The following is a 21,367-nucleotide window of genomic DNA, read 5'->3' on the forward strand; positions in this document are numbered from 1 at the left end:
TCAGGGTAGCCGCTCGGGGATACTTGACCCCATGGCTTACGACGATCTTCGTTCCCTGCTCAGGGCGCTGGAGCGCGAAGGCGACCTCAAGCGCGTCAAGGCTGAGGTCGATCCGTATCTGGAGGTCGGGGAGATCGTCGACCGCGTACAGAAGTCCGGCGGTCCCGCGCTGCTCTTCGAGAACGTGAAGGGGTCGTCGATGCCCCTCGCGATGAACGTCTTCGGGACCGACCGGCGGCTGCTCAAGGCCCTGGGCCTGAAGTCGTACGGCGACATCTCCGACAAGATCGGCGGACTGCTCAAGCCCGAGCTGCCGCACGGGTTCGTCGGGGTCCGCGAGGCCTTCGGGAAGCTCGGCGCGATGACGCACGTGCCGCCGAAGAAGGTGAAGTCGGACAACGCGCCGGTGCAGGAGGTCGTGCTGCACGGCGACGAGGTCGACCTCGACCGGCTGCCGGCGCTGTTCACCTGGCCCAAGGACGGCGGCTCCTTCTTCAACCTGGGGCTCACGCACACCAAGGACCCGGAGAGCGGCGTACGGAATCTGGGCCTGTACCGGCTGCAGCGCCACGACAAGCGCACGATCGGCATGCACTGGCAGATCCACAAGGACAGCCGGAACCACTACCAGGTGGCGGCGAGGAGGGGAGAGCGGCTGCCGGTCGCCATCGCCTTCGGCTGCCCGCCCGCCGTGACCTACGCCTCCACCGCGCCGCTCCCCGGTGACATCGACGAGTACCTCTTCGCCGGGTTCGTCTCGGGCAAGCGGATCGAGATGGTGGACTGCAAGACGGTGCCGTTGCAGGTGCCGGCGCAGGCGGAGGTCGTGCTGGAGGGGTGGCTGGAGCCCGGCGAGATGCTGCCGGAAGGTCCCTTCGGGGACCACACCGGTTTCTACACGCCGCAGGAGCCCTTCCCCGCCCTCAAGATCGACTGCGTGACGATGCGGCGGCGGCCGTTGCTCCAGTCGATCGTCGTAGGCCGGCCTCCGACGGAGGACGGACCCTTGGGCCGGGCGACGGAACGCTTCTTCCTCCCCCTCCTGAAGATCATCGTCCCGGACATCGTGGACTACCACCTGCCGGAGGCCGGGGGCTTCCACAACTGCGCGATCGTCTCGATCGACAAGAAGTACCCCAAGCACGCCCAGAAGACGATGCATGCAATCTGGGGCGCCCACATGATGTCCCTGACGAAGCTGATCGTGGTCGTCGACTCCGACTGCGACGTCCACGACCTGCACGAGGTCGCCTGGCGGGCGCTCGGCAACACCGACTACGCCCGTGACCTCACGGTCGTAGAAGGCCCCGTCGACCATCTCGACCACGCCTCCTACCAGCAGTTCTGGGGCGGCAAGGCGGGAATCGACGCGACGAAGAAGTGGCCCGAGGAGGGCTACACGCGCGACGGCGGCTGGCCCGACATGGTGGAGTCCGACCCGCAGACGGCGGCGAAGGTCGACCGCCGCTGGAAGGAGTACGGCCTGTGAGCAGCGCCTCCGCCGCGATTCCGCAGCCAGGACGCACGAAGGCGTTCCTCCGCCTCGTCATGATCGAGCACTCGGTGTTCGCGCTGCCCTTCGCGTACATCGCCGCGCTGACCGCGATGTTCCAGTGGGACAGGAACATCCACTGGGGCCGGCTGCTCCTGGTCACCATCTGCATGGTGGGCCTGCGGACCTTCGCCATGGCGGTGAACCGGATCATCGACCGCGAGATCGACGCGCGCAACCCTCGGACCGCCCACCGCGAGCTGGTGACCGGCGCGATGTCGGTCCGCCACGCCTGGACGGGCGCCCTGATCGCCCTGGTGATCTTCCTGGGCTCGGCGGCCCTGCTGAACCCCCTGTGCCTGGCCCTGGCCCCCATCGCGGTGATCCCGATGGTGGTCTACCCCTACGGCAAACGGTTCACGAACTTCCCCCAGGCGATCCTCGGCCTCGCCCAGGCGATGGGCCCGGTCGGCGGCTGGCTGGCCGTCACCGGCACCTGGTCCTGGGACGCGGTGATCCTCGGCCTTGCCGTCGGCATCTGGATCGGCGGCTTCGACCTGATCTACGCCTGCCAGGACATCGAGGCCGACCGCGAGACCGGCGTCATGTCGGTCCCGGCCCGCTTCGGCGTCCCGGCGGCGATCTGGGGAGCGCGCGCCTGCCATGCGATCACGACGGCCCTGCTCGTCTGGTACGCGCTCGCCACGGACGCGGGCGCCTTCTTCTGGCTGGGCCTGCTGATCGTGGCCGGCGCGTTCGTGTACGAGCACTCGATCGTCCGCCCGCACGACCTGTCCCGCCTGAACCGGGCGTTCTTCAGCGTCAACGGGTTCATCGGGATTGCCCTGTTCGTGTGTGCGCTGCTGGATCTTCTGGTTCGGGGTCTGACCGTCTGATTACGGTGCGGCCCATGACCCGCCTGCACACGCAGCTCAGCCGGTTCGAGGACGCCTTCCCCGGATTTCGGACGGAGATCGTCGAAGGCAGTGTCGTGGCGTGCCCGCTCAGGCCGCACCACGCCAGAACGATCTACGAGGCATGGAACGCCCTCGACCCGCAGCTCGGGCCGGTGTGGGACCTCGTCAGCGATGTCGTCTTCCCCTTCGACGAGGACAACGAGCTCTGTCCCGACCTGGCCGTGATCCCCGCGCCGGAGGTGAACCGGAACGAGCTCGCGTACCCGGTCGATGTCATCGAATTCGTCGTCGAGGTCGTCTCACAGGGCAGCATCCGCCGCGACTACGAGGTGAAACCCCGCTGTTACGCCTCCCGGGGCATCGCCAACTACCTGATCTTCGACCCGCTGAAGGGCCACTGCGTCACGATGTGGAACCCCGGCCCTGACGTCTACCGTGGCCGCGACACCATTCAGGCCCCTATGGCCCTGACCTGACCATCGACTCCCCGCTCGGCAAGCTGACCGTTCCCACCGCCGGCCTCCCCGTCGACCCTAAGTCGCGCCCCCGGCCCTGAGCGTGAGCGCAGTCGACCGGCGCCGCAGCAAGAACGCCGCCGCCACCCCCGCCACCAGCCCCACCAGATGGCCCTGCCAGCTGACGCCGGACTGGGTCGGGGCGAGGCCCGCCAGTATGGAGCCGCCCCAGACCGCGGCCACGAGCAGGCCGACCAGGACGCCGAGCGGGCGGCGCTCGACGAAGCCGGTGACCAGGAGGAAGCCGAAGAGGCCGAAGATCAGGCCGGAGGCGCCCGCGGTGTTGCTGCCGGACGGGGATATCAGCCACACGCCGAGGCCGTCGGCGACGACGATCAGGGCGCAGACGGCGGCGAACCGGCGTATGCCGCCGAGGGCGGCCAGGAACCCGAGGACCAGCAGCGGCACGCTGTTCGCGGCGACGTGGGCGAAGCCGAAGTGGATGAAGGAGGCCGGGACGACGTCCACCAGCTCGGACGCGGTGCGCGGGACGATGCCGAAGCCGTCCAGGGCGTGCCCGCTGAGCACGTCGGCCACTTCCAGCAGCCACAGCAGCGCCACCCAGCCCAGCATCAGCTTGGCGGCCGTCCGCGCGCGGTCACCCCGCGACCACTCGCGCTCCGCGCCCCACGTGTCCGACACCTCCGACGTACCCGCCATGGCCACCCCACCGTCCCACTCGTCCCTCCGGGGAACGCCCGGCCACCCTTGGTCGGTTCCCACCCCGCGACGCCGGATAGGCTCGGTGTCGTGAACCCAGTCAAGCCAGGAGAGACGCCGCGTGCGCCTTGGATCGTAGGGGTGTCCGGCGCTTCCGGCACCCCATACGCCGCCGCGGTGCTGCGCGCGCTCCTCGCCGCGGGGGAGAGTGTCGACCTGGTCGTCAGCCGGGCGTCGCGGCTGACGTTGCTCGACGAGACGGGCATTTCGTTCCGGGACGGGCACTGGCAGGACGACCTGCGGGAGTGGCTCGCCCGGGGAGCCGACGGCAAGCCCGGTACCTTCGAGGCCGACATCGAGGACGTCCGGTACTGGAACGCCGGGGATCTCGCGGCCGGGCCGTCCTCGGGGTCGTACCCGGCGAAGGGCATGCTGATCGTGCCTGCCTCCACCGCGTGCGTCGCCGGTGTCGCGCTGGGGCTGTCCAAGGACCTGTTGCAGCGGTCGGCGAGCGTGACCCTGAAGGAGGGGCGCAAGCTCGTCGTCGCCGTACGGGAGACGCCGCTGGGCGGGCAGACGCTGCGGCACCTGGTGACACTGGACGACGCGGGGGCGATCGTCGTGCCGGCCTCGCCCGCCTTCTACGCGGGGGCGACGCACATCCAGGACCTGGTCGACTTCGTCGCCGGACGCGTCCTGGACGCGGCGGGCGTCGAGCACCGGCTCTACCGCCGCTGGAAGGGCGAACTCGGCGGCGGCGCCCACCCAACCTGAGCGGCACGCGAGAGCATCACGCGGCAACAGCATCACGCGGCACCAGCAGTACTCGTCACTTCAGGAACTTGTCAGAACTCGTCAGACCTCTTCAGTGGAAGGCTTCGAATCGCATGGACGCGGTGGACAGGCAGCTCATCCAGGCCCTGAGGGAGAACGGCCGGGCCTCCTACGCGGAGCTGGGACGCCTCGTCGGCCTGTCGGGACCCAGTGTCACCGACCGCATCAACCGGCTGGAGGCGGCCGGCGTCATCACCGGCTACCGCGCCACCGTCGACGCCGCCTCGCTCGGCCTCGGCGTCACCGCCCTGATCGGCATCTCGCTCTCCGACGCCACCGACCACGAGGACGTGGCGGACCGGCTGCGGGACCTGGGCGAGATCGAGGACTGCTGGTTCATCGCGGGCGACGACTCGTACATGCTCAAGGTGCGCGCGGCCGACGTGGACGGGCTGGAGAAGATCATCCGGCGGCTCAGCGGGACCGAGGGCGTGTCCCGGACCCGTACGACGATCGTGCTCTCCACGAAGTGGGAGAACCGGGTCGGAGAGCTGCCCGAAGAGGAGTAGGCACGGAGCGCCGTATGGGGGTCCCCCCGCCCGAAAGGTGGGGGAGTACGGTTTACGAAGTCTGTCTGAGAGAGGTGTACGCATGGACGTCGGGCTCAAGCGCGAGCTGGAGGAGAAGGTCCGCTCCGGTGAGCGGCTGTCCCGCGAGGACGGCATCGCGCTGTACGAGTCGGACGACCTGGCGTGGCTCGGCGGGCTCGCGCACGAGGTGCGCACGCGCAAGAACGGCGACGTCGTGCACTTCAACGTCAACCGGCACCTCAACATGACCAACGTCTGTACGGCCTCCTGCGCGTACTGCTCGTTCCAGCGCAAGCCGGGCGAGAAGGACGCGTACACGATGCGCATCGAGGAGGCCGTGGGGCTCGCCAAGGCGATGGAGTCGGACAACCTCACCGAGCTCCACATCGTCAACGGCCTGCACCCGAACCTGCCGTGGCGCTACTACCCGCGTTCGCTGCGCGAGCTGAAGGCGGCGCTCCCGAACGTCTCGCTGAAGGCCTTCACGGCCACGGAGATCCACCACTTCGAGACGATCAGCGGTCTGTCGGCCTCCGAGATCCTCGACGAGCTGATCGACGCGGGCCTGGAGTCCCTCACCGGCGGCGGCGCGGAGATCTTCGACTGGGAGGTCCGCCAGCACATCGTGGACCACCGCACGCACTGGGAGGACTGGTCCCGCATCCACCGCCTGGCGCACGAGAAGGGCCTCAAGACGCCCTGCACCATGCTCTACGGCCACATCGAGGAGCCCCGCCACCGCGTCGACCACGTCCTGCGCCTGCGTGAACTCCAGGACGAGACGAACGGCTTCCAGGTCTTCATCCCGCTGCGCTACCAGCACGACTTCGTCGACATGAAGGACGGCAAGGTACGCAACCGCCTGCAGGCCAGGACCCAGATGGCGACCGGCGCCGAGGCCCTGAAGACCTTCGCGGTCTCGCGGCTGCTCTTCGACAACGTCCCGCACGTCAAGGTCTTCTGGGTCATGCACGGCGTCCAGACCGCCCAGCTCGCCCTCCAGCACGGCGCCGACGACATGGACGGCTCGGTCGTCGAGTACAAGATCACGCACGACGCGGACAACTACGGCACGCCGAACAAGCTCACGCGCGAGGATCTGCTGGACCTGATCAGGGACGCGGGGTTCCGGCCGGTGGAGCGCAACACCAGGTACGAGATCATTCGGGAGTACGAGGGTCCGGACCCGCTGCGTCGCGAGTCCCCCCAGCCGATGCGCGTGTGATTTCAGCGGGCGGGGCCGTGGTACTCGTCCGCCATGGTGAGCACGAAGGCTCCTGAGGACGCCTACACCGCGGAACCGTTCCTCCCCGACCGGGGCGGTCTCCCCGCCCTCCGTCGCGCCGCAGCCGAGTGCAGGGGCTGCCCCCTGCACAGGGACGCCACCCAGACCGTCTTCGGCGCCGGAGACAAGACCGCCCGCGTCATGCTCGTGGGCGAACAACCCGGCGACCAAGAGGACCGCCAGGGCAAGCCTTTTGTCGGCCCCGCGGGGAAGCTGCTGGACCGCGCCCTGGAGGAAGCCGGCATCGACCCGGCGGACGCCTACGTCACCAACGCCGTCAAGCACTTCAAGTTCACCCAGGCCGAACCCCGCAAGCGCCGCATCCACAAGGCGCCCACCCTGCGCGAGATGACGGCGTGCGGCCCCTGGCTGGCTGCCGAACTGGCCGTCGTGGAGCCAGAGTTGATCGTGCTCCTGGGTGCGAGCGCGGGCAAGGCGCTGCTCGGTTCGTCGTTCCGGGTCGGCGAGGTGCGCGGTGCGCTGCTGGAGCGGGAGATCCACGGCCGGCGGGAGAGGGTGGTGGCGACGGTGCATCCGTCGTCCGTGCTGCGGGCACAGGACGACGCGGACCGGAAGGCGGCGTACGAGGGGCTGGTCTCGGATCTGAGGGTGGCGGCGCGGGCGCTGTCGTAATGGTTACGATGGCACGGTGTCCCTTACTTTTACCCTGGACCCCGCCGTCACTCCCGCCCTGCGTGACGGCCTTCTCGACCTGTGGGCCGACGTCTCCAACGCGGGCGGAGCCGTCGGCTTCGTGCCGCCGGTGACGCGTGAGGCGATACGGCCGGAATTGGTGAAGCACTTCGCGGCGATGGCGGAGGGGCGCACCCGGCTGCTGGTCGGACACGACGACGCGGGCGAGGTGGCCGCGACGGCCTTCTTCACCTTCAACACGCACCGGCTGATGACGCACTGGACCTGGCTGTACACGGTGATGGTGCACCCCCGGCATCAGGGCAAGGGCTACGGCCGCGACCTGCTGACGGCCGCCGAGCAGGCCGCCCGCACCATCGACGGCATCGAGGCGATCCGGCTCACCTGCCGGGGCGGCCTCGGCCTGGAACGCTTCTACGGCTCCTGCGGCTACAAGGAGGTCGGCCGGATCCCGGGCGCCATCAGGGTCGCGCCGGGTGACGACCGAGACGACGTGATCATGCTGCTGCCGCTCGGCTGACCCCTCCTGTCCACCCGCCGACCCCCCTGCAAGATCGGGGGCTGCGCGTGCTTCACTGGACAGTGGCCCTTTTTGGAATCGGAAGAGTGGATTGAGATGCTCCGCTACACACTGATGCGCCTCGGAATCTTCGTGGGCTGCCTCGTGGTCGTCTGGGGTCTCGTCTACTCCGGCCTCGCTCCGCGCGGCCTCGGCGACTCCAACGGCATGTGGATCATCCTGCTCGCCCTGGTGATCTCGGCCCCCATCAGCTTCGTCGTGCTGCGCAAGGAGCGCGACCGCGCCTCCGTGCGGATCGTCCAGAAGGTCGACCGTGCGAAGGCCAACCTGGAGGCCAACCGCAGCCAGGAGGACGCCGTGCTCGACGAGGCGGCTCGGGCGCAGGGCCAGGCTTCTTCCCAGGCCTAGTAGGGCCCCCGTACGGTCTCTTCCGACCCGACAGTGATACCGATGGGTAACTGATACCGATGGGTAACTGTGCGGGTCACCCCCTTACCTTTGTCCGGATCATGATGTGGGATGACTGGAACCACATCGGGGTGACCGGTGTATGAGCAGTAGGACCCGCATCCAACGGGCAAGGGAATACAAGGGGGAACCGTGGCACGAGCGCGCGCCAAGCAGGGCGCACGACGCGTGGCCGAGGCCGTCGCATCCGGCACCGACCCGCGGACGGCCGCGCAGGAGGAACTGCAGCGGCAGATCGGCGGACGCGGGACACGCACGGACGGCGGCGAGGGCTACGACGCGCAGGGCCAGGGCATCGACCCGGCCGACTTCCCGGCCGCCCGCGAACAGGGTGGCTCCACCGCCACCGTCATGCGCCAGAAGACCGTGCCGCTGGACGAGGCCGGGGAGGCGCTCGGCCGTAGCGAGCAGGTGCGCGAGGGCACCGAGATGGTGCACGCCATCTGCCCGATGGTGATCCCCAAGGGCCGCTCGATCTTCTCCATGCTGCCGGTGCTGATGCTGTTCGTGCTGAGCGTGGTGGGCGCGGCCATCGTGGGGGCGTCCGGTGCCGACGTGCTGACCAACCCGCTGTTCGGCGTGCACTCCTGGCTCATCTCCTTGCTCGCCGTCGCCTTCGTGTGGTGGCGCCAGGGCATGGTCATGGTGCCGGACGGCTGCCAGGCGATGATCACCCGGTTCGGCAAGCTGGAGAAGGTCGTCGGCCCGGGCCGGATCGTGCTGCTGAGCCCGTGGAAGCGGGTGTCGTACATCGTCAACACCACGATCGAGTACCCGTTCAACGCGCCGGTGCGCGAGGCACCGACCAAGGGCGGCGTGAAGGCGTCGATCGACCTGTTCATCCAGTTCCGGATCAGCGACCCGACCGAGTTCGTCTACACGCTGGGCGCGGTCCGCGGCTTCGAGGAGAAGCTGAGCAACGCGGTGAGCGAGACGATCCGCACCCTCGTCTACGAGCAGGAAGCCGCCGGCATCTACGACATGGTCGGCGAGGACACCGGCCGGCTGCTGGACCTGCTCAACCAGCAGTTCCGCCCGGCCGTCGAGCTGACCAACGCCAACATCACCCACGCCGAGCCCTCCGACCAGCGCTACCGCATGGACCTGGCGGCGCCCGAGATGGTGCGGGTGGCCAAGGAGGCGTACACGCACGAGTACGCGCTCCAGCTCCGCAAGGAGCAGGACGAGGGCGACCTCACCCGTGAACTCGCCTCCAGCCACGAGACGCTCTCCGCGATCCAGGCCGACATCGCCCAGTACCAGGCACAGATGGACACCGCCGTGGAGCGCGAGACCAACCGCGCCCAGGCGCTCGCCCGGCAACGCTACGTCCAGGCCGAGTCGGAGGCGAAGGCGAACGCGGCCCTCCTGGAGGCGCAGGCCCTGGACATCCGCGCGGTGACCGCGGCGGAGGCGCCGGAGATCCTGGAGTACCGCTACCAGCAGCAGGTGCTGGACACGCTGGAGCAGGTCGCCGACCATCTGCCGCGGCTGGTGCGCATCGGCGGCACGGCGGACGCGGGCATCGACTTCCTGGAGCTGGCCCGCGAGTTGGTCGGCGAGCGGGGCACGGAACTGTTCACCGAGGAGGACACGGCCGCCGTACGGGCGCGTCTCGCCCAGGTGTCCGAGCGGATCGCCGCGCGCGAGGCGGAGATCGGTGCGCTGCTGGCCGCCGACCGGCCGACGGTGCTGCAAGTACCCGACCAGCCCGAATCGACCGACAGCTCCGACAGCTCCGACAGCTCCGGCAGCGTCGGCAGCTCCGACGTCTCCGAGGAGGCCGCCCAGTGAGCACCGCCCGTTCCTCCCACCGCCGGTCGGTCATCTCCGAGAAGGTCGCCCCCTGGAGCGACATCGCGCGACTGCTGCGCGGCGGCGAGGCCGACACCCTGATCCCGGTCATCATCCCCCGCCACCGGCGCCGCCTGTGGTGGATGCTGCCGCTGTGGCTCGGTGTCTACGCCCTGTTCATGGGCGTGATGCTGACGCTGGGCGCGGCGGACTCCGAGTCGACCGCCGGGGACCTCGCCTACAGCACCCTCGCCACCCTCTCCTACGTCGGCGGCGTCGTGCTCCTGCTGATCGGCGCGCTGTGGTGGTGGCGCTCCTCGATCGTCGAGATCGAGCAGGGCACCAACGGCGTGCTGACCCGCTACGGCGCCGTCGTCCGCACCCTGGACGCCGGCCGCCACTACCTGTGGCACCCGTGGTCCCGGGTCGACTTCGTCGTCGACACGGCCACCGAAATCCCGTACTCGGCACCGGTGATGGCCTGCCCCACGCAGGAGAACGTCCCCCTGCGCTCCATCGAGTTCTTCCTGAAGTTCCGCATCACCGACGCCGTGCTGTTCGTCCGCACCATCGGCGCGGGCAACTTCGACCTGGTGCTCTCCAGCGCCGTACAGGACGCGATCCGGCAGCGGGCACGGAAGATGCGCACCGAGCGGGCGTACGACCTGCGCGGCTCGGACGTGGCCGACATGCAGGAGCTGCTCAACCGCCAGCTGTCCGGCTACGGCGTGCGTATCACCGGCTCCAACATCCCCGACGTGCAGCTGCCGACGCAGTACCAGCAGCACCTGGCCACCCGGGAGCGGGTCGCCAAGGAGCGCACGGCGTACGAGCAGGAGTGGGGGCTGATCCGCAAGCGCCGTATCGACCAGCTGGGCATGGACATCGAGCGCGCCAAGAAGGTGCGGGACGCCCGGATCGTCGAGGTCAAGGCCGCGCTGAACCGGGCTCGCGAGGAGGTCGCGCAGCTGCTGGAGGAGCAGGAGACCAACGCCCAGCGTGTGCGGTTCGAGATCGAGACGCGGGGCCGCAGCGGTCTGATCGCAGCCGAGAACGAGGCCCGCGCCCAGCGCGCCCTCGCCACGGCCTACCGCGACAACCGCGCCGTCCTGCAGTACGAACTCGCCTGTCGCCGCCTGGAGGTGGGCGCGAAGCTCGCCGGCAAGGCACCGCAGCCGGTGGTCGTACGGACCGACGGCACGAGCGCCGACACCTCGGCCCTGTCCACCCTCCTCACCGCGCAGCTGCTGCCCCGGCTGACGGCCCTGCCGTCGGTCGACGGGCGGCAGTGGGCCAACCAGTTGGCGCGATTCCAGGACGACGGGAGTGGCGAGGAGTAGGACAGCGTGGTCGCGGGCCGGGTGGGATCTCCCTCCCGGCCCGTAGGCTGATGGGCATGGGTGCCGTGAAGACCAAGCGGATGCCGCGGGCCGTCCGTGAGCAGCAGATGCTGGACGCCGCTGTGCGGACCTTCGGCCAGCGTGGGTACATGGCCGCGTCGATGGACGAGATCGCCGAACTCGCGGGCGTCTCCAAGCCGTTGGTGTACCTCTACCTCAACTCGAAGGAAGACCTGTTCACGGCCTGCATCCGGCGCGAGGCGGCCGCGCTCACCGAGGCCGTCCGTGCCGGCGTCCGGCGCGAGGCGCCCGCCGACCGCCAACTCTGGGAAGGCCTCGGCGCGTTCTTCACGCACACCGCGCAGAACCCGGACGGCTGGTCCGTCCTGCACCTCCAGGCCCGCACCCATGGCGAGCCGTTCGCCGCCGAGGTCGCCGCGATGCGCGCGGAGATCGTCGCGTTCGTGACACAGCTGATCCTCGCGGCGGCCCGGGAGGCGCATCGCGACCCCGACCTCCCCGAGAGCGAGGTCGCCGGCCTCGCCGAGGCCCTGGTCGGCGCCGCCGAATCGCTTGCCGCCTGGGCCAACGCCACGCCGGGCGTGACGGCGAGACAGGCGGCGGCCACCTTGATGAACTTCGCGTGGGCGGGCCTCGGCAACCTCATGGACGGCCGGCGCTGGTCACCGCCGGGCGCCCTTCACGAGGCGAGCGGATAGACCTCCCCGGCCAGGTGGACGCGCTCCGACTCCCGGCTTCGCGCGAGCGGGGGCACCCCCGTCCCGCCGCCCCGCAGCTCGAACCGCCCGCCCTGTGCCGCGTACGTCACCGTCCCCGGCAGCAGCACCGGCGCCTTGAACTCCGCCCGGACCAGCACCGCCTCCGGTGTGCCGTGCGCGGCGAGGCAGCGGGCCACCGTCCACATGCCGTGCACGATGGCCCGGGGGAAGCCGAACAGGCGGGCGGTGAGCGGGTGGAGGTGGATGGGGTTCCGGTCGCCGGAAGCGGCACCGTAGCGCCGCCCGACGTCGGAGGCGAGCCGCCATCCGTCGACGGCGGGCAGGGGCTTGCGCTCCTCCCGCACGTCCTTCAGCCCGTCCTTCAGCCCGTCCTTCTGTACGTCCTTCACCGGCGGTGCCGCCTGACGGCCGTCGGTGCGGTGCCGGGCCAGATACGTGCTCCTGGACTCCCACACGACCTGCCCGCCCGACCGCACCGAGGTGACCACGCCGGCCTCCGTGCCCCGTCGATGGGGCGCCAACTCGTCCACGTACACGGCGAGTTCGTACTCCCCGGTGGCCGTCAGTGCCGTGTGCCGGGTGATCTCGATCGACGTATGGACGAGTCCGAGCAGCGGCAGCGGAAAGTCCCGGCCGCTCATCAGCCGCATGGCGAGCGGGAAGCCCAGCACATGCGGATACGTCACCGGCAGCGAGTCGTCGCCGGTCGGGAAGCCGCACACCCGCTCGTATGCGGCGAGCCGCGTCAGGTCGATGCGTACACCGGGCAGTTCGAGCCGGGTGCGCGGGTAGTCGGCGTCCGGGCGGGGCCGCTTGAAGGGGGACAGGAGCGCGCCCCGTGCGAGGAGGGGGCCGAGCGCCGGGGAACTGGTCAGGGTGGTCTGCATCAGGCCCCCAGCAGGCTCTGGCCGCACACCCGGACGACCTGCCCGTTGACCGCGCCCGACCCCGGATGCGCCAGCCACGCCGTGGTCTCGGCGACATCGATGGGCAGCCCCCCTTGCGCGAGGGAGTTCATGCGGCGGCCGGCCTCACGGATGAACAGCGGAACCGCGGCGGTCATCTTCGTCTCGATGAAGCCGGGCGCGACCGCGTTGAGAGTCACCCCGTGCTCGGCGAGCGCGCGCGGCGCGAGGGAGCGGACCAGGCCGACGATGCCCGCCTTGCTCGCCCCGTAGTTGGTCTGTCCGGCGTTCCCGGCCAGCCCCGCGATCGACGCCGTCGCCACGATCCGGCCGCCCCGCCTGAGCGTCCCGCTCGCCAGCAGCGCGTCCGTCGTGCGCAGCACGCTCGCCAGATTGATGTCGAGCACCGAACTCCAGCGCTCGGCGGGCATGTTGACCAGCCGCCGGTCGCGTGTGATGCCGGCGTTGTGGATCAGGACGTCCAGTCCGTCGGGCAGCGCGGCCGCGATGCGCTCGCCCGCGTCGGGGGCGGTGATGTCGAGCGCGAGGGCGGTGCCGCCGAGCCGGTCGGCCACGCGCCGCGCGTCCTGTTCGGCCTGCGGTACGTCGAGTACGACGACCCGGGCGCCGTCCCTGGCCAGCGTCTCGGCGACCGCCTCGCCGATGCCGCGCGAGCCGCCGGTGACGAGGGCGGTGCGGCCGGTGAGGGGGCGGCCGGGGTCAGGGAGGGGGCGGTCGGGGTCGGCGGGCGCCCCGCTCTCGTCGTAGGCACCGACCTCGATCACCTGGCCGCTGACGTACGCCGACTTGGGGGAGAGGAGGAAACGCAGGGTCGACTCGGCGGCGCGGGCGTCGGTCAGCCGTACGAGATTCACGGTCCGGCCCAGCCCGATCTCCTTGCCGAGCGAGCGCGTGAAGCCCTCCAGGGCGTGCTGGGCGGCGGCCTGGTGATGATCGGCGGCGTCGAGGGGCGCGCCGAGGACGACGATCCGGCCGCTCGCGGCGACCGACCGTACGACGGGGTGGAGGGCCGCGTGCACCTCGGCGAGCGTCTCGACGTCCCGGACTCCCGTGGCGTCCAGGAGAAGGGCGGCGGGCTTCTCGGAGGAGGCCGTCAGGTCGAGGCCCGCGTCCGTCAGCTCCAGGTCCGACTTGCCGGCCGTGAGGAGCAGCCGGTCACCCTCCAGGGCGGGCCGCTCCGGTGACCAGCGTTTCAGCGGTGCGGGTTGTGGCAACCCCAGACGGCGGGTGAGGAAGCGGCCGGGCGCGGTGCCGGTGAAGCTCAGATAGCGGTCGGCCATGTCAGTCCCACTCCCAGTGCGCTCCGTGCTGACTCCGGAGTAAGGTTACCCGAGGTAAGGCATGGTGGACGTGAGGAGTGGGTGGAGATGAGTCCCGTGAAACCACCGGCGGTCCGGCGCGTGGCGATCATCGGGGGCACCCGCATCCCGTTCGCCCGCTCCGACGGCCCGGACGCCACCGCCTCCAACCAGGACATGCTCACGGCCGTGGTCGACGGCCTGGTCGAGCGGTACGGGCTCGGCGATGCGGGCGCGGTCGGCGAGGTGGTCGCCGGGGCCGTGCTCAAGCACAGCCGGGACTTCAATCTTGCCCGCGAGACCGTCCTCGGTTCGAAGCTGGACCCGCGCACGCCCGCGTACGACATCCAGCAGGCCTGCGGCACCGGCCTCCAGGCCGTCATCGCCGCCGCCAACAAGATCGCGCTCGGCCAGACCGAGTCGGCGATCGCGGGCGGCGCCGACACGACGAGCGACGCGCCCCTCGGCGTCAACGACGAGCTGCGCCGCATCCTGCTTCAGGCCCGGCGGGCCAAGTCCCTCGGCGGGCGGCTCAAGGCGCTGACCCGCGTACGGCCCAGCCACCTCGTCCCCGACATCCCCCGCAACGCCGAGCCCCGCACGAAGCGCTCCATGGGTGAGCACGCCGCCGTCACCGCCCGGGCCTGGGGTTTGAGGCCCTGGCGTCAGACTCCCGCCTGCTCGGCGGCGTCTGGCACGCGCGCTCGCCGCGTTGCCGAAACGCCCACGTGGCTCCGCCACGAGGGCGCTCCGGCGCCTTGCGATCGCACGCACCAGACGCCGCCGAGCCCGCCCTCCGGGCGGACGGCGGGAGTCTGACGCCAGGACCTCTCCCGCGAGGCCCAGGACGAGCTGGCGGCGACGAGCCACCAGCGGCTGGCGGCGGCGTACGAACGCGGCTTCTTCGAGGATCTGGTCGTGCCCTTCCGGGGTCTGGACCGTGACCAGAACCTGCGGCCCGGTTCGACGCCGGAGAAACTCGCCGCGCTGAAGCCGGTGTTCGGCCTCGACCAGCCCGACCCGACCATGACGGCGGGCAATTCGACGCCGCTCACGGACGGGGCGGCGGTGGTGCTGCTGGCGAGCGAGGAGTGGGCGGCCCGCCGGGGCCTGGAACCCCTGGCGTACCTCAGCGCGTATGAGACGGCGGCCGTGGACTTCGTGCGGGGCGATGTGGCGGGCGATGCGGCGGGTGGCGGGGACGGGCTGCTGATGGCACCGGCGTACGCGGTCCCGCGCATACTGGAACGGGCCGAACTCACCCTCCCCGACTTCGACTTCGTCGAGGTCCACGAGGCCTTCGCGTCCCAGGTGCTCGCCACGCTGGCGGCATGGGAGAAGCGGGGGCTCGGCCCCGTGGACCGCGCCCGCTTGAACGTGACGGGCTCGTCCCTGGCCACCGGTCACCCCTTCGCGGCGACCGGCGCGCGGATCGTGGCGACGCTGGCCAAGTCGCTGGCCGAGCAGGGCGGTTCGGGGCGCGGGTTGGTCTCCGTCTGTGCGGCCGGCGGGCAGGGCGTGACAGCGATCCTCGATCGAAACTGAACGCCCCTCACATAACCCTCGACGTTGCACATACCTGGCCCCGGACCACCCCCGAACCCGCACAACCCCCACACGCGGGCGCCGTACGATCGCCTGCCTAACCAGCGGTAACCCTTTCCGCAGGCCTCGGCAGGTGAACGCCACGGTGCGCGAGGCACGTACGTCATGCAGCAAGCAGTTTCATCGCTGCACGCCCGCCGCAGGAGCCGCCCGTGTCCACCCCGCTTCCCTCCTTCGCCCCGTCGGCCGCCTTCGACGACGCTCCCGGACCGACCCTGATCCAGCCCGAGACAAGGCGACTGGACGGCGTCGTACGGGAGGCGTACGTACCGCCGTTCGCGCCGGAGGTGACCCACGGGTCGCTCGCCGACCTGCCCTTCGACAACGCGGGCGCGGCCCCGGACGCGGTGGTCCTCAGCCGTAAGGGCGAGAACGGGCAGTGGGCGGACGTGACGGCGGCCGAGTTCGCCGAGCAGGTGCAGGCGGTGGCCAAGGGGCTCATCGCCGAGGGGCTGATGCCCGGGGACCGGATCGCCGTCATGGCGCGTACGCGCTACGAGTGGACGCTCCTCGACTTCGGCGCCTGGGCGGCCGGCCTCGTCACGGTCCCCGTCTACCCCACGTCCTCCGCCTTCCAGACCCGCTGGATCCTCCAGGACTCGGGCGCGGTGGCCCTGGTCACCGAGACCGCCGCCCAGGCGGCCACCCTCGGCCCCGAACTGGACCGCGTGCCCGACCTGCGCCACATGTGGGTGATGGAGAAGGGGCACGTGGAGCGGCTGGCGGAGCTGGGCGCGCAGCAGCCGGACGGCGAAGTGGGCGTACGGCGCGGAATGCTGGTGCCGGACACGCTGGCGACGCTCGTCTACACCTCGGGCACGACGGGCCGCCCCAAGGGCTGCGCCCTGACGCACGGCAATTTCTTCGCCGAGGTGGACAACGCGGTCGAGCTCCTCTACCCGATCTTCAAGGCGAGGACGAGCGAGGAGGCGTCGGTGCTGCTCTTCCTCCCCATGTCGCACGTCTTCGGCCGCATGGTGGCGGTGGCCTGCATCCGGGCCAGGGTCCGCCTCGGCCACGCCCCGAGCCTCAAGGCGGAGCACCTGCTGCCGGACCTGGCGGCCTTCCGCCCGACCTGTCTGCTGACCATCCCCTACATGCTGGAGAAGGTCTTCAACAGCGCCCGCGCCAAGGCCGAGACGGGCGGCCGCGTGTCCTCCTTCGACCGCGCGGCATCGGTCGCCGAGCGCTACGGCGAGGCGATGGAGGCCCGGCACGCGGGGACGGGCGGCGGCCCGAGCACGGCGCTCAAGACGGCCCGCGCCTTCTACGACCCCCTGGTCTACCGCCGTATCCGCAACGCCATGGGCGGCCGCGTGAAGTACGCGATCTGCGGCGGCTCACCGCTCGGCCGCCGGCTGGCCGCCTTCTTCGCCGGCGCGGGCATCGAGATCTACGAGGGCTACGGCCTGACGGAGACGACGGGCGCGTCGACGGTCACCCCGCCCCTGAAGCCCCGTCTGGGCACGGTGGGCTGGCCCCTGCCCGGCACCCGGATCCGCATCGCCGCGGACGGCGAGGTCCTCATCGCCGGCGACCAGGTGCTGCGCGGCTACTGGGACCCGGCGGCGGGCGGCGTGGTCCCGGCCGCGGCGGACGGCTGGCTGGCCACGGGAGACATCGGCGCCCTGGACGACGAGGGCTACCTCACGATCACCGGCCGCAAGAAGGAACTGCTGATCACGGCGGGCGGCAAGAGCGTGGCCCCGGCACCGCTGGAGAACTGGCTCCGCTCGCACCCGCTGATCTCGCAGTGCATCGTCCTGGGTGACCGCCGCCCCTACGTCTCTGCGCTGATCACCCTGGACATGGATGGCGTCACCCACTGGCGCCGGATGAACGGCAAGCACCCCGTCCCGGCCGAACTCCTCGTGAACGACGACGAGTTGAGGGCGATCCTGCAGCGCGCGGTGGACGAGGCCAACAAACTGGTCTCCCGCCCCGAGTCCATCCGCCGCTTCACCATCCTGCCGACCGACTTCACCGAGATGGACGGCCATCTGACGCCGTCGATGAAGCTGCGGCGGGAGGCGGTCATGCGGGACTTCGCGGCGCAGGTGGAGGAGTTGTACGCCAAGTAGCGTGTGAGGCACGTCACTCTGCGGGGTGGAACTCGGCGGCGGGTGTCAGCGAACAGCAGGAGACCATGACACCCGGTCTTCGAGGGATACGACATGAACCACAGAGGTAGGACGTGACGCTCCTGCCGAGCGCGGGTGCCGCCTTCGCCATGGCGGCAGGCGCGAGCGGCAGCTCCGACGGCTCGGTCATCGAACGGTCCTGGGAAGCGCCCGACGCGTTCGCCGTGATCTTCGACCGCTACGCCGACGACATCCACCGCTACATCGCACGCCGCCTGGGCTCCGACACCGCCGACGACCTGATGGCGGAGACGTTCGTGATCGCGTTTCAGCGCCGTCGGCGCTACGACCTGTCACACGCGCACGCCCGGCCCTGGCTGTACGGCATAGCCACCAACCTGATCGGCCGTCACCGCAGGGAGGAGGCCCGTCGGCTGCGGGCACTGTCGCGGATGGCGGCCTTGCCTCCGGGCCGCGAAGACAGCGGTCCCGAGGACGCGGTCACCGAGAGGCTCGGTGCCGCAGGGACGGACGGCACCTTGGCCGGCGCTCTCGCCGAACTGCCCGCCCGGTACCGGGACGTGCTGCTGGTCATCGCCTGGGGAGAGCTCGACTACGAGGAAGCCGCGCAGGCCTTGGGCGTACCCGTCGGCACGGTGCGCTCCCGCCTGCACAGAGCCCGCACCAGGCTGCGGCGGGCACTCGGCAGACCGGCTCGCACCACCTCGACCGCATCTCGGAAGGAGACCGACCATGGATGAACTGACGAGAGTGCGCGCATGGGGCACCGACAGCAACGGCCCCTCCGACCAGGCCCGCGCCGCCGCCCGCACCCGCCTCCAAGCCGCCATGGACGAGGAGTCCCGCAGCGTCGCCTCCCGCGGCCGTGAACTGAGCCGACGCCTCATGTTCCGTGCCACCCTCGCCGGCCTGACCGCGGCGGCGGTGGGCGCCGCGATCGTCGTGGCACGCGGCGACGAGGACGAGGACGAGAGCACGCCTCGGCTGAGCACGGTCAGCGCGACGGAGGTGCTGCGCAGGGCCGCTGACAGGTCCCGCACCCAGGGCAGCGATCTGCCCCCGCCGCGCAATGACCAGTACTTCTACACCAAGACCTACATCTCGCGGACGCCGGTGAAGGGCGGCAGGACCAGAACCTGGACCGACGAGAGCTGGATGTCGGTGGACGGTTCCAAGCCGTCCCTGCGCGAGGAGTACGGAAAGGTCCACCACGACCCTCCGCTCGGCGAGCACGAGGTGAGATGGCCTCCCACCGTCTACTCCAAGCTCCAGAAGATGCCGACGGACCCCGACAAGCTTCTGCGCCAGTTCCGGGGCGTCGGCGCGGACTCACCCCAGGCCGACATGTATGCGTTCATGGAGGGCTGCATGCTGATGATGGGGCCGCGTGTGATGCCCCCCGGCCTGCAGGCCGCCGCCTTCGAGGCACTGTCCAAGCTGCCCCGGATCCGCCTGGACTACGACGACGTGGACGTCGTGGGCCGGAGTGCCGTCGGCGTCTCGTACCCCGGGGCGGGCTGGACCTTCCTCTTCGACCGCCGGACATACGACTACTTGGGCCTGCGCACCAAGGGCAGCGTGCCGAAGAAGGTGGGCAAGGACGACTGGGTGCAGACCGGCTGGTACTGGGAGACCAGGACCCTGCAGGACATCCAGGTGGTCGACCGCATCGGACAGCACGCCTGAGCCCGCCTGCGGCGCGGGCCGCCGCCTCCCGGCTCCGGCTCAGCCCGAGTGGTTCGCGGTCTTCGCGGTCTTCAGCGCCCTCTCCAACAGCCGGTCGGCCAGGTCCGTGAAGGCGGTGCTCAGGGACTTGTCCGTGGTCCGCTGGGCATACGACTGGAAGACCAGGGCGGCCGTTGCCTGGATGGCGGGGGAGACGCGCTGCGGGTCGACGACGAGCTGCTGCCGGAGCTGCACGGGCATGGGCCACTTCTTCGGCCAGGGCACCTTCGGCGGTTCGGGACAGATGTCGTCCCCGACCTCCTTGACGATGTCGCCGGGCTTGCGCCCCGCCAGACTGGCGGCGATCGTCGCCTCCGCCACCGAGACGGACATGTCACGGACGGCGTGCCACAGGCCGTTACGGGGCGGGAGCGGCTGCGGGTTGAGGCGTGCCCCGTCGCCGGCCGCCGAACGGAAGCCGATGCCGAGGCCGTCGTCGTGGATGGGGTGGGGCGGCACGTCCGGGTCGATGAGCTCCCACAACCGGGGGTCGAAATGGGCCAGCATCTCCATGACCTCGACGGTCAGCGCCGCACGGGAGGCGGTTGCCATGGTGGCTCCCTTCTCTGGATCTCGGGCTTCTCTGCATCTCGGGTCGTCCGGAACTCGGGTGACCGCGTGAGACCGTAGGGCGTACTGGTACGACAGTTCGGGCATTCGCCCTTCCGAGGGCGCGGTGGTCATGACCCTCACACCTGCGCAGTGATGATCATGGAAAACGGTTGCCGTCTCGTTACGACAACTGCTTGACGTGACATGGCAAATCCGCGTTGGCTACCGCCACCCGGGTAGTAACGCCGCTCATCGGCTCGGAAGGCACCACTAGTGAACGCTCGTACCCCCCACACCTCGGCCGTACGTCGCATCGGCATAGCCATCGCCGCGTCCTGTTCGGCCCTTTCGCTCACCGCGTGCGGTGTCATCGACGGTATCGGGGGCGGTGACAGCTCGGCGTCGCCTGAGAAGGGCGACGACATCACGGTGGGTCTTCTCCTGCCGGACAAGGACACGGCGCGGTTCGAGAAGTTCGACTACCCCCTCATCAAGAAGGAAGTCGCCGCCCTCACCGACGGCAAGGGCAAGGTCGACTACGCCAACGCCGAGGCGAGCACGGACAAGCAGAGCCAGCAGTTCCAGCAGATGATCGACGACCAGGTGGACGTGATCCTGGTGGACGCGCTGGACTCCAAGGCCATCGCGTCGGACGTGCAGAAGGCCAAGGACGCGGGCATTCCGGTCATCGCCTACGACCGGCTCGCCGAGGGGCCGATCGACGCGTACGTCTCGCACGACAACGAACTCGTCGGCGAGGTGCAGGGCCGCTCACTCATCCAGGAACTCGGCTCGAAGGCCGCGTCCAGCAAGGTCGTCATGATGAACGGCGACCCCGACGACCCGAACACGGCGCGGTTCAAGAGGGGAGCCCTCGACGAGCTCGAGGGCGAGGTGGACATCGTCAAGCAGTACGACACCGACAAGTGGTCGCCCGAGGTCGCCAAGGCGAACATGGAGAAGGCGATCAAGGCCGTCGGGCTGGGGAACATCGCCGCCGTCTACTCGGCGAACGACGGCATGGCCGGCGCCGTCATCGACGCGCTGAAGGAGGCGGGCGCCGCCAAGATCCCGCCGGTGACCGGGCAGGACGCGAATCTGGACGCGGTGCAGCGGATCGTCGCGGGCGAGCAGTTCATGACCGTGTACAAGTCGTTCCTGCTGGAGGCGACCAACGCCGCCAAGATGGCCGTGTACAAGGTCCAGGGACGCGACATCGAGTTCGACGCGCTGACCCAGGACTCGGTCGACAGCCCGACGCAGGAGAACATCCCGGCACAGCTGGTGTCGGTGGTCGCCCTCACGAAGGACAACATCGAGGACACGGTGATCCAGGACGGCGTCTACACCGTCAAGCAGATCTGCACCGCCGAGTACGCGGCGGACTGCGCGGCGATCGGCCTGAAGTAG

Annotated in this window: 20 protein-coding genes and 1 pseudogene; 17 read left to right on the plus strand and 4 right to left on the minus strand. The window is 70.3% G+C overall.

All coding sequences use genetic code 11. The features are described from left to right. The first annotated feature begins 31 nt into the window (after positions 1 to 31). Genes PBV52_RS28315 through PBV52_RS28325 form a run of 3 tightly spaced genes read left to right on the plus strand, consistent with a single transcriptional unit; the run spans position 32 to position 2,885 of the window. Positions 32 to 1,489, plus strand: coding sequence for a menaquinone biosynthesis decarboxylase (locus tag PBV52_RS28315; protein ID WP_274242033.1), 1,458 nt, complete (start codon positions 32 to 34; stop codon positions 1,487 to 1,489). Next, positions 1,486 to 2,388 carry a menaquinone biosynthesis prenyltransferase MqnP gene (gene mqnP / locus PBV52_RS28320; protein WP_274242034.1) on the plus strand — a complete coding sequence of 301 codons (903 nt, stop codon included), beginning with the start codon at positions 1,486 to 1,488 and terminating at the stop codon, positions 2,386 to 2,388. The genes PBV52_RS28315 and mqnP overlap by 4 nt, the downstream gene beginning before the upstream one ends. A 14-nt stretch (positions 2,389 to 2,402) precedes the next feature. Then, positions 2,403 to 2,885 (plus strand): Uma2 family endonuclease, encoded by a 483-nt coding sequence (locus PBV52_RS28325; protein WP_306801451.1) that lies wholly within the window; start codon positions 2,403 to 2,405, stop codon positions 2,883 to 2,885. Positions 2,886 to 2,942: 57 nt separating this feature from the next. Here the strand turns inward: PBV52_RS28325 and PBV52_RS28330 are convergent, their stop codons facing one another. Continuing rightward, on the minus strand, positions 2,943 to 3,584 hold the full coding sequence (locus PBV52_RS28330; protein ID WP_274242035.1) for a rhomboid family intramembrane serine protease: 642 nt from the start codon (positions 3,582 to 3,584) through the stop codon (positions 2,943 to 2,945). A 90-nt stretch (positions 3,585 to 3,674) separates the two neighbouring features. Between PBV52_RS28330 and PBV52_RS28335 the strand changes: the two genes are divergently transcribed. The 9 genes from PBV52_RS28335 to PBV52_RS28375 all read left to right on the plus strand — a co-directional run bounded on the left by PBV52_RS28335 (position 3,675) and on the right by PBV52_RS28375 (position 11,728). Beyond that, entirely contained in the window at positions 3,675 to 4,358 is a 684-nt protein-coding gene (locus PBV52_RS28335; protein ID WP_274242036.1) for a UbiX family flavin prenyltransferase, read from the plus strand. 113 nt (positions 4,359 to 4,471) lie between these two features. After that, positions 4,472 to 4,927 carry an Lrp/AsnC family transcriptional regulator gene (locus tag PBV52_RS28340; protein ID WP_274242037.1) on the plus strand — a complete coding sequence of 152 codons (456 nt, stop codon included), beginning with the start codon at positions 4,472 to 4,474 and terminating at the stop codon, positions 4,925 to 4,927. An 82-nt stretch (positions 4,928 to 5,009) separates the two neighbouring features. Further along, positions 5,010 to 6,173 carry an aminofutalosine synthase MqnE gene (gene mqnE / locus PBV52_RS28345; protein ID WP_274242038.1) on the plus strand — a complete coding sequence of 388 codons (1,164 nt, stop codon included), beginning with the start codon at positions 5,010 to 5,012 and terminating at the stop codon, positions 6,171 to 6,173. Between the two features lie 33 nt (positions 6,174 to 6,206). Further along, complete coding sequence (locus PBV52_RS28350) at positions 6,207 to 6,866, plus strand: UdgX family uracil-DNA binding protein (protein ID WP_274242040.1); 660 nt, start codon at positions 6,207 to 6,209, stop codon at positions 6,864 to 6,866. 16 nt (positions 6,867 to 6,882) lie between these two features. Next, a complete protein-coding gene (locus PBV52_RS28355; protein ID WP_274242042.1) occupies positions 6,883 to 7,407 on the plus strand; it encodes a GNAT family N-acetyltransferase in 525 nt (174 codons plus the stop codon). A gap of 96 nt (positions 7,408 to 7,503) precedes the next feature. Next, a complete protein-coding gene (locus PBV52_RS28360) occupies positions 7,504 to 7,815 on the plus strand; it encodes a DUF4229 domain-containing protein (RefSeq protein WP_274242043.1) in 312 nt (103 codons plus the stop codon). Positions 7,816 to 8,007: 192 nt separating this feature from the next. Continuing rightward, positions 8,008 to 9,669, plus strand: coding sequence for an SPFH domain-containing protein (locus PBV52_RS28365; RefSeq protein ID WP_274242044.1), 1,662 nt, complete (start codon positions 8,008 to 8,010; stop codon positions 9,667 to 9,669). Further along, a complete protein-coding gene (locus PBV52_RS28370) occupies positions 9,666 to 11,009 on the plus strand; it encodes an SPFH domain-containing protein (protein ID WP_274242045.1) in 1,344 nt (447 codons plus the stop codon). The genes PBV52_RS28365 and PBV52_RS28370 overlap by 4 nt, the downstream gene beginning before the upstream one ends. 56 nt (positions 11,010 to 11,065) lie before the next feature. Further along, the gene (locus PBV52_RS28375) at positions 11,066 to 11,728 is read left to right on the plus strand and encodes a TetR/AcrR family transcriptional regulator (RefSeq protein WP_274242047.1); all 663 of its coding nucleotides are present in this window, start codon (positions 11,066 to 11,068) and stop codon (positions 11,726 to 11,728) included. Here the strand turns inward: PBV52_RS28375 and PBV52_RS28380 are convergent. Both PBV52_RS28380 and PBV52_RS28385 read right to left on the minus strand, forming a co-directional pair. Next, positions 11,710 to 12,636 carry a MaoC/PaaZ C-terminal domain-containing protein gene (locus PBV52_RS28380; RefSeq protein ID WP_274242048.1) on the minus strand — a complete coding sequence of 309 codons (927 nt, stop codon included), beginning with the start codon at positions 12,634 to 12,636 and terminating at the stop codon, positions 11,710 to 11,712. The two genes, PBV52_RS28375 and PBV52_RS28380, sit on opposite strands and share 19 nt — an antisense overlap. Beyond that, the gene (locus PBV52_RS28385) at positions 12,636 to 13,955 is read right to left on the minus strand and encodes a 3-oxoacyl-ACP reductase (RefSeq protein ID WP_274242049.1); all 1,320 of its coding nucleotides are present in this window, start codon (positions 13,953 to 13,955) and stop codon (positions 12,636 to 12,638) included. The genes PBV52_RS28380 and PBV52_RS28385 overlap by 1 nt, the downstream gene beginning before the upstream one ends. A gap of 87 nt (positions 13,956 to 14,042) precedes the next feature. On the opposite strand from PBV52_RS28385, the pseudogene PBV52_RS51845 reads away from it, so the two are divergent. The 4 genes and pseudogenes from PBV52_RS51845 to PBV52_RS28410 all read left to right on the plus strand — a co-directional run bounded on the left by PBV52_RS51845 (position 14,043) and on the right by PBV52_RS28410 (position 19,366). Continuing rightward, positions 14,043 to 15,518: pseudogene (locus tag PBV52_RS51845) on the plus strand (beta-ketoacyl synthase N-terminal-like domain-containing protein). Between the two features lie 212 nt (positions 15,519 to 15,730). Continuing rightward, positions 15,731 to 17,659 (plus strand): long-chain fatty acid--CoA ligase, encoded by a 1,929-nt coding sequence (locus PBV52_RS28400; protein WP_274242050.1) that lies wholly within the window; start codon positions 15,731 to 15,733, stop codon positions 17,657 to 17,659. Positions 17,660 to 17,808: 149 nt separating this feature from the next. After that, positions 17,809 to 18,420, plus strand: a complete 612-nt coding sequence (locus tag PBV52_RS28405) for an RNA polymerase sigma factor (protein ID WP_274249641.1) — start codon at positions 17,809 to 17,811, stop codon at positions 18,418 to 18,420. Next, positions 18,413 to 19,366 carry a CU044_5270 family protein gene (locus tag PBV52_RS28410; RefSeq protein WP_274242051.1) on the plus strand — a complete coding sequence of 318 codons (954 nt, stop codon included), beginning with the start codon at positions 18,413 to 18,415 and terminating at the stop codon, positions 19,364 to 19,366. The genes PBV52_RS28405 and PBV52_RS28410 overlap by 8 nt, the downstream gene beginning before the upstream one ends. A gap of 39 nt (positions 19,367 to 19,405) precedes the next feature. On the opposite strand, the gene PBV52_RS28415 is transcribed toward PBV52_RS28410, so the two are convergent. Next, positions 19,406 to 19,957 (minus strand): hypothetical protein, encoded by a 552-nt coding sequence (locus PBV52_RS28415; RefSeq protein ID WP_274242052.1) that lies wholly within the window; start codon positions 19,955 to 19,957, stop codon positions 19,406 to 19,408. A 273-nt stretch (positions 19,958 to 20,230) separates the two neighbouring features. Here PBV52_RS28415 and PBV52_RS28420 point away from each other — a divergent pair, with 273 nt between their 5' ends. After that, complete coding sequence (locus PBV52_RS28420) at positions 20,231 to 21,367, plus strand: sugar ABC transporter substrate-binding protein (RefSeq protein WP_274242053.1); 1,137 nt, start codon at positions 20,231 to 20,233, stop codon at positions 21,365 to 21,367.

Origin of the sequence: Streptomyces sp. T12 (genome assembly GCF_028736035.1) — a bacterium.
Lineage (GTDB): Bacteria > Actinomycetota > Actinomycetes > Streptomycetales > Streptomycetaceae > Streptomyces.